Here is a 14,062-nt window from a genome sequence, read left to right on the forward strand (position 1 = left end):
GAAGTGCCGCGAGGTGCCGTCGTGCGTCTGCGGCTGCGTTGTGGCCGGTCGCGCGGTTCCCCGCGCCCCTGGCGGGGCGCAACCGAAGCCCGCCGAAGGCCCCGTCAGCCGCCGTCCGGCGCCCCGTAACCGCCGCCGCCCGGTGTGCGCAGCACCAGCACATCGTCCACGCCCACGTCCGCCGCGTCGCAGCCCGCCAGTTCCTCGCGCGAACCGTCGGCCCGTTCGATGGAGTTGGCGCCCAGCGCACCGGGGGCGCCGCCCGCCATGCCGTACGGCGCGACCCGACGGTGGTTGGTCAGCAGGGCCACGGTCATCGGCTCCAGGAAGCGCAGCCGGCGCTCGACACCGCAGCCGCCGTGCCAGCGGCCCGTACCGCCGCTGCCGGAGCGGATGGCGAAGCTGTCGACACGGACGGGGTAGCGCCACTCCAGCACTTCGGGGTCGGTCAGCCGGGAGTTGGTCATATGGGTCTGGACGGCGTCCGCACCATCGAAGCCGTCACCGGCGCCCGAACCGCTGGCGACGGTCTCGTAATACTGCACCCGGTCGTTGCCGAACGTGACGTTGTTCATGGTGCCGGAGCCCTCGGCCTGGACGCCGAGCGCGGCGTAGAGCGCGCCGGTGACCGCCTGGGAGGTCTCCACATTGCCCGCGACGGTGGCCGCCGGAAAGACGGGGGCGAGCATCGAGCCCTCCGGGATGCGGACCTCGACGGGCTTGAGGCAGCCGCTGTTGAGCGGGATGTCGTCGGCGACCAGGGTGCGGAAGACGTACAGGACGGCCGCCATCACCACCGAGCTGGGCGCATTGGCATTGCCGGGCTGCTGGGGCGAGGTGCCGGCGAAGTCCAGTACGGCGCCGCGGGCGGCACGGTCGACGGTCAGCGCGACATGGATCTCGGCCCCGCTGTCGGTCTCGTAGCGGCAGCTGCCGTCCGACAACCGCGCGATGATCCGCCGGACCGATTCCTCGGCGTTGTCCTGGACGTGCCCCATGTAGGCCTGGACGACATCCAGCCCGAACTGCTCGGTCATCCGCCTCAGTTCCTGGATGCCCTTCTCGTTGGCGGCGATCTGGGCGCGCAGGTCGGCGAGGTTCGCGTCCGGTGCGCGGGAGGGGTAGGGGCCGGCGGCGAGCAGCTCGCGGGTCGCGTCCTCGCGCAGTTCGCCGTCGCGTACCAGCAGCCAGTTGTCGAAGAGGATGCCCTCCTCCTGGATGGTGCGGCTGAAGGCGGGCATCGAGCCCGGGGTGATGCCGCCGATCTCGGCGTGGTGGCCGCGGGAGGCGACCAGAAACAGCAGCTCCGCCCCCTCGGTGTCGAAGACGGGAGTGACGACGGTGACGTCCGGGAGGTGAGTGCCCCCGTGGTACGGGTCGTTGATCGCATACACATCGCCCGGCCGCATCTCGCCGGCGCGGCGCCGGAGCACCTCCTTGATGGACTCCCCCATCGAGCCCAGGTGCACGGGAATGTGCGGGGCGTTGGCGATCAGATTGCCGTCGGCGTCGAAGAGGGCGCAGGAGAAGTCGAGGCGCTCCTTGATGTTGACGGAGTGTGCGGTGTTCTCCAGGCGGACGCCCATCTGCTCGGCGATGGCCATGAAGAGGCTGTTGAAGACCTCCAGCATCACCGGGTCGGCTTCGGTGCCGACCGCGACCCGGTCGGTGCGCGGCCGGGCCCGGGTCAGCAGGAGGTGCCCGCCCTCGCCCATGGCCGCCTGCCAGTCCGGGTCCAGGACCGTGGTCGCGTCCTCCTCGGCGATGACGGCCGGGCCGGTGAGGGTGTCGCCGGGGCGCAGGTCCGTACGGCGGTAGAGGCCGGTGTCCTGCCAGCGGCCGCCCGCGTACATCCGGACCGTGGCGGCGGGCGCCGGCTCCCCCTCGCTGCCGCCGGACGGCGCCTCGTAGCCGCCCGCGCCGCCGGCCGCGCCCAGCGCCTCGACCGACACCGCCTCGGCCACCAGGGGTTTGTCCATGGTGAAGGCGTAGCGCTCGCGGTGTGCCCGGACGAATTCCGCGGTCATGGTCTCGGCGTCGGCCAGCGGGACGCCGATGGTGGAGTCGGTCCCGGCGTAGCGGATCAGCACCCGGGCGCGGGTGCTGACCGACTCGTCCGGCACCCCGTCGTCGAGGAGTTCGCGCCGGGTCTGTCCGGCGAGGGCCTCGCACACCTCGTGCACCCGGCCGACGGCCCCGGGGTCGGTGAACTCCGCCTCGACGGCCTGCTCGCGCATCGCGGTGGCGTCGGCGACCCCGATGCCGTACGCGGAGAGCACCCCGGCCAGCGGCGGGACGAGCACCGTGTCGATGCCCAGTGCGTCGGCGACCGCGCAGGCGTGCTGACCGCCGGCCCCGCCGAAGCTGGTCAGGGCGTAGCGGGTGATGTCGTGGCCGCGCTGGACGGAGATCTTCTTGACCGCGTTGGCCATGTTCAGCACCGCGATGTCGAGGAAGCCGGCCGCGACCTCCTCGGGGCCCCGGTCGTCGCCGGTCTCGGCGGCGGCCCGCGCGGCAAGCTCCGCGAAGCGGGTGCGCACGATGCCGGCGTCCAGCAGCTCGTCGCCGTCCGGCCCGAACACCGCGGGGAAGTGGGCGGGCTGGATGCGGCCGAGCATCACATTGGCATCGGTGACGGTGAGCGGTCCGCCGCGCCGGTAGCAGGCCGGTCCCGGGTCCGCGCCGGCCGAGTCGGGGCCGACCCGGTAGCGGCGGCCGTCGAAGTGGAGTACGGAGCCGCCGCCGGCCGCGACGGTGTGGATGTTCATCATGGGGGCGCGCATCCGTACGCCCGCGACCTCGTTGCCGAAGACCCGCTCGAACTCCCCGGCGTAGTGCGACACGTCGGTGGACGTGCCGCCCATGTCGAAGCCGATCACCCGGTCGTGGCCGCCGCCCGCCTCGGCAGCCGTACGGACCATGCCGACGACGCCGCCCGCGGGACCGGACAGCACCGCGTCCTTGCCGCGGAAGTGTGCGGCCTGCCGCAGTCCGCCGTTGGACTGCATGAACATCAGCCGGATGCCGGGGAGTTGGGCGGCGATCTCGTCGACGTACCGGCCCAGGATCGGGGAGAGATAGGCATCGACGACGGTGGTGTCGCCGCGCGGCACCAGCTTCATCAGCGGGCTGACCTCGTGCGAGCAGCTGACCTGGGAGAACCCGGCCCGGCGGGCCAGCTCGGCGACGGCCCGCTCGTGCTCGGCATGGCGGTAGCCGTGCACCAGGACGACGGCGGCGCTGCGCAGGCCGTCCGCGCGGGCCCGGATCAGCGCCCGGCGGACCTCGTCCACGTCCAGCGGCCGGACGAGCTCGCCCTGGGCGCCGATCCGCTCCGGTACCTCGATCACCCGGTCGTAGAGCGCCTCGGGCAGCACGATCCGGCGGTCGAAGATCCGCGGCCGGTTCTGGTAGGCGATCCGCAGCGCGTCCCGGAATCCTTCGGTGGTCAGCAGCACCGTCGGTTCGCCCTTGCGCTCCAGCAGGGCGTTGGTGGCGACGGTGGTGCCCATCTTGACGACGGAGACCCGCTCGGCGGGCACCGGTTCGTCCGGGCCGAGCCCCAGCATCATCCGGATACCGGCCACCGCGGCGTCCCGGTAGCGCTCCGGATGGTGCGAGAGCAGCTTGCCGGTGACCAGCCGCCCGTCCGGTCGCCTGCCGACGACGTCCGTGAACGTGCCACCGCGGTCGATCCAGAACTCCCAGCGTCCGGTCATCCTGTCATTGTCGCAGCGCCTTTCACCTTCGCAGGGGCTTTCCGCTCCGGGTCACCGTCCGGTTCGGCCAGGGCGGCGAGCGCACCGCGGGTGGCCCGCTCGGCCGCGGCGTCCAGCAGCCGCCCGGATCCGGCCAGACCGTGCCGGCACTCCTGGAGCGCCAGGCCGAGCAGACCGGGCAGCAGATCCGTGCAGCGGTCGGCGATCCAGCGGGTGCCGCGGGTCGCCATCCACCGGGCGGATCCGGCGCGGGTCGGCGGCGGACCGTCGAGGGTGAGCGCGGGCGGCGGTCCGACGCTCACACCGGCGGCGGCGAGCGCCGTGTGGAAGCCGCGGGCCAGCAGCCGGTGGCCGCGCTCGCCGGGGTGCAGCCGGTCCACGCTCCAGGAGGCCCGCTCGGCGACCCAGGGGTGCTCGGCGAGGTGCAGATGCAGGCCCTGGTAGCGGGCGGACACCGCATGGACGACGGTGTTCACGGCACGCATCCGGCGGGCCAGCGGACGGGCCAGCGGCGCAGGCAGCCCCAGCATCCGGCCCGGATCGGGCAGACACGCCGTCAGCACCACGGCCCCGTCGGCGCTCAGCGCGCCGTGCGCCCGGTCCAGTGCGGCCGCGACCCGCTCGATGGCGAAGGCCGCACGCAGGGTGTCGTTCGCCCCGACGACCAACGACGCGAAGCGCGGTGCGAGCTCCCGCGCCGCAGGCAGTTGCCGCTCGGCCAGCTCCGCCGCCAGTGCCCCGCTCCGCGCCAGGTTCACCAGCTCCACGCCGCCGGGACGCTCGCCCAGTGTCCCGGCGAGCAGGGCCGCCCAGCCCCGCCAGCCGCCGCCCGGTACGGGGTCGCCCAGGCCCACGGTGAGCGAATCGCCGAGCGCGACAAAGCGCGCCGGTGCCGGGCCACGGCCGCCGCCCGGCACCTGCTCCGGTATCACCGCCCTCTCGGATCCCACCGTCACCACCCGCCCAGCGGGCCGGCCGGGGACGGCCAGGACGTGGCGGCAACCGGCCTGCCGAGCGGTGCGGGCGCATCGTGCGCCGCAAGGAAGGCGTCGACGGCGGGCTGCCAGCCGTAGCCCTCGGCGCGGCGGCGGGCGGCGGCGCGCCGGGCGGGCTCGGGCCGGGCCAGGACCCGCTGAACGGCATCGGCGAGCGAAGGCCCGTCGTCGAGCGCCGTGTCACCGCCGCTGCCGACGAGACCCGCCAGCGCCGATGCCGCACTGGCGACCACCGGCGTGCCGCAGGCAAGCGCCTCCAGGGCGGCCAGCCCGAAGGTCTCGGCCGGGCCGGGCGCCAGTGCGACGTCGGCACCGGCCTGCAACGCGGCGAGCCGGGACCGGTCGGCGAGATGTCCGAGGAACGCCGCGGACAGCCGCTCGGACCGGGCCCGTGCCTCCAGACGTGCGCGCAGCGGCCCGTCACCGGCCACCACCAGCGTCGCGTCGATCCCGCGGCGCCGCAGCTCCGCCAGTGCGTCCAGGGCCCGCCCGGGACGCTTCTCCTGCGACAGCCGGGAGCACAGCAGCAGCAGGACCTCCGCCCGGCCCGCCCAGCGCCGTCGCAGCTCCGCGCTGCGGCAGTCCGGGTGCCAGGCGGTGAGATCGACACCGAGCGGAGCGCGCACCACATTGCGCACCCCGGCCCGGGTGAACTCCGCCGCCGCCCAGTCGGTGGTGCACACGACGCGGCTGTAGGCGTGCGCCGTACGGAGGTTGAGCCGGTCCGCGGCGGCGCGGGCCAGCGGGCTCGGTACGCCCCAGGTGCGCAGCACCCCGTCGACGCTCTCGTGCGAGACCATCACCGCGGGCACCCGCGCCCGGCGCGCCCACTGCCCCGTCCAGCGCAGCGTCGTCCGGTCGGAGACCTCCAGCCGGTCGGGGGCCAGCGAGTCCAGCAGCCGCTGGAGCCGGCGGCGGTCGGTCAGCATGCGGTAGCCGCCGCTGCCCGGCAGCTCAGGACCCGGCACGGTGATCACCCGCCCCTGCGCGGTGACTTCGTCGCGGAGGCCGGCCGTCCCGCCCGTCCCCGGCGGTCCGGGGACGATGAGCACCGGCTCGTGCCCGGCGGCCCGGTAGCCCGCGCCCAGTTCACGCAGCGCGGTGCGCAGACCGCCGGAGGCCGGGGTGACGAAGTTGGCGATCCGGACGATCCGCAGGCCCGCCCCGGTGGTGCGCCGCGCGTTCATGCCGCCACCGCCGTCCGGTTGCTGAGCACGGCCTCGTAGTGGCCCAGGAGCTGGTCGCCGACCGCCGCCCAGGTGCGGTCCGCCACGGCTCTGCGGGCCGCGGCACCGTACCGGACCCGCAGGTCGGCGCTGCCCGCGAGCAGCCGCACCGCGTCCCGGAACGCGCCGCCGTCGCCCGGCGTCACCAGCAGCCCCGTACGGCCGTGGTCCACCAGGTCGAGCGGACCGCCCGCCCGCGGCGCCACCACCGGCACGCCGGAGGCCATCGCCTCCTGCACCGTCTGGCAGAACGTCTCGTACGGCCCGGTGTGGACGAAGACGTCCAGCGAGGCGTAGAGCCGGGCGAGTTCGTCCCCGGTACGGCGGCCGAGGAAGCGGGCCTCCGGCAGCGCGGTGCGCAGCCCGGCGGCACTGGGCCCCTCGCCGATGACGACGGTGCGTACGCCCGGCAGCCGTGAGGTCTCGGCCAGCAGCCGGACGTCCTTCTCCGGCGCAAGCCGCCCCACATACCCCACCAGCAACTCCCGCCCCGCGGTCAGCGAGCTGCGCAGCACCGCGTCGCGCCGCCCGGGGTGGAACCGTTCGGAGTCGACGCCGCGCGGCCACAGATGCACCCGCGGCACGCCGTGCTCGGTCAGGTCCAGCAGCGCCGCGCTGGAGGGCGCCAGGGTGCGGTCGGCGGCGGCGTGCACCGCGCGGATGCGGCGCCAGGCCGCTGCCGCGCCGCCGCCGAGGTAGGTGCGGGCGTAGCGGCCCAGATCGGTCTGGTAGACGGCGATCGCGGGCACCTGGCGGCGGGCGGCGGCCGCCATGCCCCGGGCCCCGAGGACGAAGGGGCTGGCGAGGTGCACGAGGTCGGGGCGGTGCCCGTCGAGCGCCGCGGACAGCCGGCGTCCGGGGAGCGCGATCCGCACCTGCGGGTAGCCGGGCAGCGGCATGGAGGGCACACGGACGACGGGGCAGGGGCTCTCGTACGTACCGGCGGCCGGCGCAGCGCCACCGAGCGGTGCGATGACGAGCGGATCGTGGCCGTGCCGGACGAGATGCCGGGCGGTTTCCAGGGCGCAGTGGGAGACGCCGTTGACATCGGGCGGGAAGGATTCGGTGACGAGGACGACACGCATACCGCTGTTCTCGGCGCGCCGTGCGTGGAGGGGACCAAGGGGATCTTTCCTGGCGGAGAACGTCCTATGACCGTCCGCTGCGCTTGGTCTGCTTCCCACGTTTCCGGCTGTCCCGCCGTGGTGGTTTGTCGCCGTTGCGCCTCTCCGCTGCGCTTTGCCTGCGGCCCACGTTGTCGACTGTCCCGCCGTAGGGGTTGTTCGCCGTGGCGCCTGCGGCGGGCCTCTCCGCTGCGCTTTGCTTGCGGCCCACGTTTTTGGCTGTCCCGCCGTGGTGGTTGTTCGCCGTCGCGCCTGCGGCGGGCGGGCCCACCGGCCTTCTCCCACCCCCCAACGGGAGGGGACGCGCCGCAGGACGAAGTCCGGAGGAGCGGCACCGCACCCGACAGCCCCGCGCAGCGACCCCGGCCCGCCGCAGGCGCAACGGCGGGCGCACCGCGCAGCGGGCGGCAAACGGCGGACAACCCCCACGGCGGGCCAGCCAAAAACGTGGGCCGGAAGCAAAGCGCAGCGGAGAGCCTAGGACTCAGGTCCGATCCGGCTGCGCACGGCCGTCTGTACCTCGGCCTCCTCGGCCGGGTCCGCGGCGAGACGGCGAAGCTGTTCGACGACCCGGTCGTCACCGGTGGCGGCGTGCCGGGCGGCCAGTTCCCGGGTGGTCTCCTCGCAGTCCCACAGGCACTCGACGGCGAAGCCGGCCGCGAAACCGGGGTCGGTGGCGGCGAGCGCACCGGCGGCCCGGCCGCGGAGGTGGGAGGAGGACGTTTCCCGGTAGATGTGCCGCAGGACGGGGGCGGCGCAGCCGACGCCGAGGCGGCCGGTGCCGTCGACCAGCTCCCACAGGCCGTCCGCGTCCGGCCCCTCCTCACGGACCGTGCGGCGCAGCGCGGCCAGCACCGGTCCGGCGTCGCGCCGTCCGCCGCGGCGGGCGAGCATCGCGGCGGCGGACGCACCGAGCAGGTCCGTGCGCGGCGCCCAGACCCGGGCCCGCTCGACGGCGGCCACACTGCGCATCCGTGCGAAGGCGGCGAGCGCGGCGGCCGCCAGCTGCTCGGAGGAGAAGGGGTCGACGACCGCGTCCTCGATCAGGTCGAGGGCGTCCGGGTCGCCGCGCTCGGCGAGGTGGTGAAGTACGGCGGCGCGGGCGGCGTCCGGTGCGCTGCGCGCGGCGCGCAGCAGCTCCGGGCGGTCCTCGGGACCGGCGACGGCGGCCAGGCAGCGGGCGGCGGCGAGGTGCCGGTGTTCCTCGGACTCGGGCTCCAGGCCTTCTTCGGCCCACTGGAGCACCTCGGTCACGCTCCAGCCGGGGCGCGGCCCGCGGGGCCGCAGCTGCCGCTGCCAGCGGTCGAAGGAGCCCTGTTCTCCGGCGGCGGCCAGTCGCGGGCCGTACCGGGGGTCCTCGGCCCACAGGCGCCAGGGCCGGGGCTCGAAGGCATCGCGCACGGCGGTGGCCAGCGCGGCCCGGCCGTCCTCGGTCTCCGGGAAGCGGGCGAGCACGGCGGGCGCGAGGGTCATCAGCCCGGCGTCGTCGTCACGCAGCGCAAGCTCGTCCAGGGCCCAGCGCCAGTTGCTGCCGGCCGCGGCATAGCTGCGCAGCAGCAGCCGGGCGGCGTCCCTGCCGTACGCGGCGAGGTGGCCGAGGACCGCGAGGGCCAGGCCGGTGCGCTCCTCGCCGGTGTCCACGAGGTCGTCGGGGTGGAAGAGGTGCCGTTCGATCTCCTCCAGCCCGCCGTCGAGCTGCATATAAAGGCGCGCGTAGTAGAGCGAGCGGTTCTCGACCTGCCAGTCGCGACGGGGATCGCGCAGCACGCTGTCGTTCAGTGCCGCGAGCGCCTCGGCCCGCGGCGCCGCGAGGGCATGCAGGGTCCCGTCGCCGCGGCCTCGCTGGAGGAGGCCGAGCAGGGTGCCACTGGGCGCTATGTCTGGATCGAACATGAGGTCAGCATCCGGTGCGGGGGGCAGGCTGGCAACGGGATTTCCGCTGACCGGCATTCTTGCCGGTGGCTGCGGGCCGTAAGCCTCGTTCCCACCATGGATCGGCGGAAGCGCCTGCGTACGGCGGCCGAAGCCTAGCCTGGAAGCTGTCATTCCGCCGATTCGCCCCCGGTATGCCCCAGGAAGGCCGGGGGCATATGCCAGATGCACCACCGTATCGGGTAGTGCCAAATCCCTTACAGACGGTCGCCGCCTGTGCGACAGTCGTTACCGGCCCTTCAGCCCGGCGCCGCCTGATCACGGAGTACGTCATGCCGTCCCCTCTCTTCGCGGATCACCCAGCCGACCGGCCCCCCGAGCGCGACACGGTCGAGTCACTCATCACGCAGGCCCGCCGCCTGCGCGGTGACCTCGATGCGGTGCGCCAGGGGTCCGCAGTGGACACCGGCCTCGCCACGGACCCGCAGCTGCGCTGGCAGCGGGCGCTGTGTGATCTCGCCGTCCACCACCTCGACGACCTCGGGGGCCATCTCGACCAGCTGAGAGAGGGCCTGCCCGCCGAGAGCGAGGACGCCCCGGCGCCGGAGGCCGAACTCCCCCCGGCCGCGCCGGAACCCCAGCCGCATGAGCGCGGTGCGCTGCTGCGCCGGGTGGGCAGCGCCGAGTGGAATCTGCTCACCGACGAGGTCAGCTGGTCCGACGAGCTGTTCGCCATGTTCGGCAGGGCCCCGTCCGACGGACCGCTCACCCTCGACGAGCTGCCGTCCCTGGTCCACCCCGATGACCAGGAGGGGCTGGCCACGATGGTCACCGACTGTCTGGTGGACGGCCGGCCGATCGACGGTGAATTCCGCATCGTGCGCCCGGACACGAGTCTGCGCACGGTGCACATGGTGGGCGAGCCGGTGCTCGACGCCGACGGCAGCACCGCCTGTATGTGGGCCGTGCTGCGGGACGTCAGCGAGCTGCGCCGCAGCCAGCAGGCGGTACGCGAGACCCGTGACTCGCTGCACCGCGAGCGGCATATCGCGCAGACCGAGCACCGGCTTGCGGTCGAGCTACAGGAAGCCGTGCTGCCCCCGTGGCGCGGCTCCCTGCGGTTCCCGCAGGGCGGTCCGGTCGCCCTCGATCTCTCCGGGCGCTATCTGCCGTCCGGCACCCGTGACCTGATCGGCGGGGGCTGGTACGACGCACTGCAACTCCCCGACGGCACCACGCTGTTGAGCGTCGGCGATCTCACCGGCCACGGCGCCACCGCCACGTCCGGTATGGCCATGGTCCTCGGCGCGCTGCGCGGTATGGCGGTCGCCGGAAACCGCCCGGGGCCCCTGATGTGCTTCCTCAACCAGCTGCTGGACACCGCCGCCCAGCCGGCGCTGGGCAGCGCGGTGTGCGGCCGGTTCGATCCCGCTGCGCGGACGCTGGAGTGGGCCCAGGCCGGACACCCCGCGCCACTGCTCTTCCGCGGCGGCACGGGGCGCGCGCTGGACCCGCCCGAGGGTGTCCTGCTCGGGGCGACCTCGGGCGCGGCCTACACCCAGCACACCGAGCAACTGGAGCCCGGTGACCTGCTCGTCCTGCACACCGATGGTCTCGTCCCACGCCGTACGCACGGTGTGCACGCCCCCCATGAGGGCACCGAGCGGCTCCTCGCCCTGGCGCCTCGGTTCGCCGCGGCGCGCAGTGCGCAGGACAGCGTCCGCATCGTCGTCGAGGAGTTCGGCAGCCCCGAGCGTGAGGACGACGCGTGTGTGCTGATCGCCAGGGTCGGCGACTGACACACCCCGCGGCAGCTGAGGGCGGACCGGCGCATCCAGAGCCTGCCGCCCCGAGGGCGCCGGTGGGCGGACCATCGGCTGACGGATGAGGCAGCGGAGCCGTGGAGGACGCCACCCCTACGAGTGACGTACCGTCACGCTCGCCGCATCCTCCCGTCTCAGGCCGAGAAATTCTTTCCGACTCGTGATCCGATTCCGGGGCCGAGACCCGATCCCTTGGTCTTGGGCTTCGCCTTCGGCAGGACATGCTGGATCTCCTCGCGCAGGTCCTGGATCTTGGCGTAGTTCGCATACTGTCCCGTGAGGCGGAACATTTCGCGGAGCCGGTCCCAGGTGCGGTGCGAGGAGTTCTCCCCGATGGAGACCAGCGCCAACCGGGCGTAGCGGTCGGCCTGTTCGGGGTCGTCGCCGATGAAGCAGGCCGAAGCCATCGAGATGTAGTCGAAGATCTGTGACCGCTGGCGGCCGTTCTCCCGCAGTTTCAGCGCCCGCTTGGCGTGATGCTGGGCGATCCTGGCGGCCGACGGATCGTGGTCGGCGAGCGTACGGAACGCCAGCGCCTGCATGCCGTGCAGATCCGCCTCGTCGAACATCTGCATCCAGCTCGGCGGCGGCACATCGCCCTTGTCCGAGACGAACAGGTCCTCCGCCTCGCCCAAGGTGCGGCGCATCGCCTGGCCGTGGCCCTTGGACGCCTGCGCCCAGGCCTCGATGGTGTGCAGCATGGCGCGGGTGCGCGGCAGGGTTTCCTCTCCGGAGCCGGACTTGGCGAGCTTCATCAGATCCAGCGCATCGTCGGGGCGGCCCAGGTGGACCATCTGACGGGCGGCACGGGAGAGCGCCTCGCCGGCGCGTGGGCGGTCGCCGCCCTCGCGCGCCGCATGGGCGGCGATGATGAAGTACTTCTGGGCGGTGGGCTCCAGGCCCACGTCATGGGACATCCAGCCGGCCAGCACCGCCAGATTGGCGGCCACCCCCCACAGCCTGCGCTGGAGGTGGTCGGGGTGGCGGTAGGCGAGCATGCCGCCCACCTCGTTGAGCTGGCCCACCACGGCCTTGCGCTGTAGCCCGCCGCCGCGGGCCGCGTCCCAGGCGCGGAACACCTCGACCGAGCGCTCCAGCGCATCGATCTCCTGCGACCCCACGGGGGCCGCCTCATAGCGGTCCAGGCCGATCTGGTCGAGTTCGTCGAAGGAGTCGGAAGCAAACAGGTCGTGGCGTGGGGCGGCCGCCGGGGCCGGGTCGGTGTGCAGCCAGTCGTACATGGCGCCGGTGAGTGCGGAGCCCGCGGCGAGTGCGGCGCCCGCACCCACCAAGCCGCGTCGGTTGAGCATGAGGTCCATTCCCGTGAATTCCGTGAGGACCGCAGCGGTCCGTTCGGGAGCCCACGGCAGACCGTCCATGGCCTGCCGCTTCCCCGAGCGACCGGTTCTTGCGAACCCGAGGTCCTCGATGGTTACGACACGGCCGAGGCGCTCGGTGAACAGGGAAGCCAGAACCTTGGGCACCGGATCGCGCGGGGTCTCCCCCATGTCGATCCAGCGCCGCACTCGTGAAGTGTCGGTCGCCAGCTGCGGATGGCCCATGGCCGCCGCCTGCCGGTTGACCAGTCTCGCCAGCTCTCCCTTGGACCAGCCGGCCAGGCCGAAAAGGTCCGCGAGACGGGTGTTCGGCTGCCTGTCCACGTCAAGCCCCCAGGTTCCTCGACTGAGTTGACAGTAACGGCCGGTGACATGGGCTGTGGGCATTCGCCAGGGTTCGCCAGGGTGCGCCAGATGGTCTGCCACCCGCAGCCGCGTGTTCTGTAGATATGCCGCCCCCGGCCTGGTGGCGGGACCGCATTCCCCAGGGTGCGCGCCCTTCACAGGGGCCCTGGATCGGCCTCCTGCACGGGGCCCGTTCACGGGTTCCCATCACCGGGCCGGGGAGCGCACGCAACTCGCCGGCGCACGAAGGGATCTGTTTCACCCATGTATGCAGCATCGTCCGCCGTGACCGCCCCCGCCCGGCCGTACCGCCCGCACCCCACCGGAAGCGGGCCGTATCTCGACCCCTCCCCTTCCGCGGGGGCGCTCACCGGTCTCCCCGGCGGCCGTACCCGGCGGACGCAGACGACGGGCGCCCAGCCGCTCAGCGGGAGACTCGACTTGTCCGGCCCCCAGGGCGCCCAGTTGCGCGCCGCGGTCGCCTCGGTGCACCGCATCTGCCCGGAGTTCAACCCGGTGCAGGTGCTGCGGCGCAGCGGCAAGTCCGTCCTTCTCGTCGGCACGACGGGCCGCATGACCGCGGTCGCCAAGTGTTTACTGGACCAGTCCCCCGCCTGGGCAGAGAGGTTCAGGCAGGAAATAAGCGCATACCGCGCATTCGTCCGGCATCGTCCGCCGGTACGGGTGCCGCGTCTGGTGGCGGCCGATCCCGACAACTGCACACTGATCGTGGAGCGGATGCCCGGCCGGGCCGCGGCGCTGACCCGGCACCCGTCCGAGGCGCCTCCCCGCGCGGACGTACGGGCCGCGCTCAGCGCGATCTGCCGGATCAACCTCTGGCGTCCGCCGGCCGGGCTGTTCGACGCCCCGCTGGACTACGCGGGCCGGATCGGCCGCTATCACGACCTGGGGCTGCTCACGGACCGGGACATGGGCGATCTACAGAAGCTGCTGCACGGTCTGTCGCACACCCAGGGCCAGTTCTGTCACGGCGATGCGCTGCTGAACAATGTGCTGCTCTCCCCCGCGGGCCCGGTCCTGCTGGACTGGGACAGCGCGGGCTGGTATCTGCCGGGCTACGACCTGGCGACACTGTGGTCGGTGCTCGGTGACGCGCCGGTGGCCCGCCGGCACATCAGCCAGCTCGCCCAGAACGCGGGACCGGCCTCGCGGGACGCCTTCCTGGTGAATCTGATGCTGGTGCTCACCCGCGAGATCCGACGCTATGAGACCGCGGTCCAACGGACCATGCGCGAACCCACGCCGACGGGCACACCGGGTCCGGGACTACCCGGCGTGCCCGCGGCGGGCGAGGAGCAGCGGCTGCTCCTGCGCCGGCTGCACGACGACTGCCAGATGGCACGTCGTGCGGTGCGGGCGGCGGTCGGCACCCGCTGACTGCCGAAGGGGTGCCGGATGTCGCCGGCACCCGCAAGGGGGACTGTGAGCGGCGCGCCCGGGTACGGGGTGCGCCGCTCACCCATGTCCGGCGCACCGGCCTTCGCCCCTCTCCTCCGGCCCTCTCCTCCGGCAGGCCGTCCGTCCGGCGGCCGTCGTCCGCGTCAGGTCATTGGTCCATTCCACTGACGCCCCGCAGGCCGGGCACCGGTCCGGGAAGGCT

At 73.6% G+C, this 14,062-nt stretch carries 8 protein-coding genes; 2 read left to right on the forward strand and 6 right to left on the reverse strand.

Translation table 11 applies throughout. The features are described 5' to 3' along the window. Window positions 1-104 precede the first annotated feature (104 nt). From IF67_RS0116860 to IF67_RS0116880, 5 genes are all read right to left on the reverse strand, one after another. A complete protein-coding gene (locus IF67_RS0116860) occupies window positions 105-3,719 on the reverse strand; it encodes a hydantoinase B/oxoprolinase family protein (RefSeq protein WP_030986451.1) in 3,615 nt (1,204 codons plus the stop codon). Further along, entirely contained in the window at window positions 3,716-4,636 is a 921-nt protein-coding gene (locus IF67_RS39250) for an SGNH/GDSL hydrolase family protein (RefSeq protein WP_051818199.1), read from the reverse strand. Before IF67_RS39250 ends, IF67_RS0116860 begins: the two co-directional genes overlap by 4 nt. 35 nt (window positions 4,637-4,671) lie before the next feature. Continuing rightward, complete coding sequence (locus tag IF67_RS0116870; RefSeq protein WP_030986455.1) at window positions 4,672-5,901, reverse strand: glycosyltransferase; 1,230 nt, start codon at window positions 5,899-5,901, stop codon at window positions 4,672-4,674. Then, window positions 5,898-7,025 (reverse strand): glycosyltransferase family 4 protein, encoded by a 1,128-nt coding sequence (locus IF67_RS0116875; RefSeq protein ID WP_030986456.1) that lies wholly within the window; start codon window positions 7,023-7,025, stop codon window positions 5,898-5,900. The genes IF67_RS0116870 and IF67_RS0116875 overlap by 4 nt, the downstream gene beginning before the upstream one ends. 516 nt (window positions 7,026-7,541) lie before the next feature. Beyond that, complete coding sequence (locus IF67_RS0116880; protein ID WP_030986458.1) at window positions 7,542-8,957, reverse strand: hypothetical protein; 1,416 nt, start codon at window positions 8,955-8,957, stop codon at window positions 7,542-7,544. A 311-nt stretch (window positions 8,958-9,268) separates the two neighbouring features. On the opposite strand from IF67_RS0116880, the gene IF67_RS0116885 reads away from it, so the two are divergent. Continuing rightward, a complete protein-coding gene (locus tag IF67_RS0116885; protein WP_030986460.1) occupies window positions 9,269-10,735 on the forward strand; it encodes a PP2C family protein-serine/threonine phosphatase in 1,467 nt (488 codons plus the stop codon). A 158-nt stretch (window positions 10,736-10,893) separates the two neighbouring features. Here IF67_RS0116885 and IF67_RS0116890 read toward each other — a convergent pair whose 3' ends face one another. Beyond that, complete coding sequence (locus IF67_RS0116890; protein ID WP_030986462.1) at window positions 10,894-12,420, reverse strand: hypothetical protein; 1,527 nt, start codon at window positions 12,418-12,420, stop codon at window positions 10,894-10,896. Window positions 12,421-12,705: 285 nt separating this feature from the next. On the opposite strand from IF67_RS0116890, the gene IF67_RS0116895 reads away from it, so the two are divergent. Further along, window positions 12,706-13,839: an aminoglycoside phosphotransferase family protein gene (locus IF67_RS0116895; protein ID WP_030986465.1), complete on the forward strand. Its 1,134-nt coding sequence runs from the start codon at window positions 12,706-12,708 to the stop codon at window positions 13,837-13,839. The last annotated feature ends 223 nt before the right edge of the window (window positions 13,840-14,062 follow it).

Source organism: Streptomyces sp. NRRL S-1813 (assembly GCF_000719605.1).
Lineage (GTDB): Bacteria > Actinomycetota > Actinomycetes > Streptomycetales > Streptomycetaceae > Streptomyces > Streptomyces decoyicus.

Coding starts and splice junctions, on each gene's coding strand:
- IF67_RS0116860 (WP_030986451.1), bottom strand. CDS start 3,719: ATGACCGGACGCTGGGAGTTCTGGATCGACCGCGGTGGCACGTTCACG.
- IF67_RS0116870 (WP_030986455.1), bottom strand. CDS start 5,901: ATGAACGCGCGGCGCACCACCGGGGCGGGCCTGCGGATCGTCCGGATC.
- IF67_RS0116875 (WP_030986456.1), bottom strand. CDS start 7,025: ATGCGTGTCGTCCTCGTCACCGAATCCTTCCCGCCCGATGTCAACGGC.
- IF67_RS0116880 (WP_030986458.1), bottom strand. CDS start 8,957: ATGTTCGATCCAGACATAGCGCCCAGTGGCACCCTGCTCGGCCTCCTC.
- IF67_RS0116885 (WP_030986460.1), top strand. CDS start 9,269: ATGCCGTCCCCTCTCTTCGCGGATCACCCAGCCGACCGGCCCCCCGAG.
- IF67_RS0116895 (WP_030986465.1), top strand. CDS start 12,706: ATGTATGCAGCATCGTCCGCCGTGACCGCCCCCGCCCGGCCGTACCGC.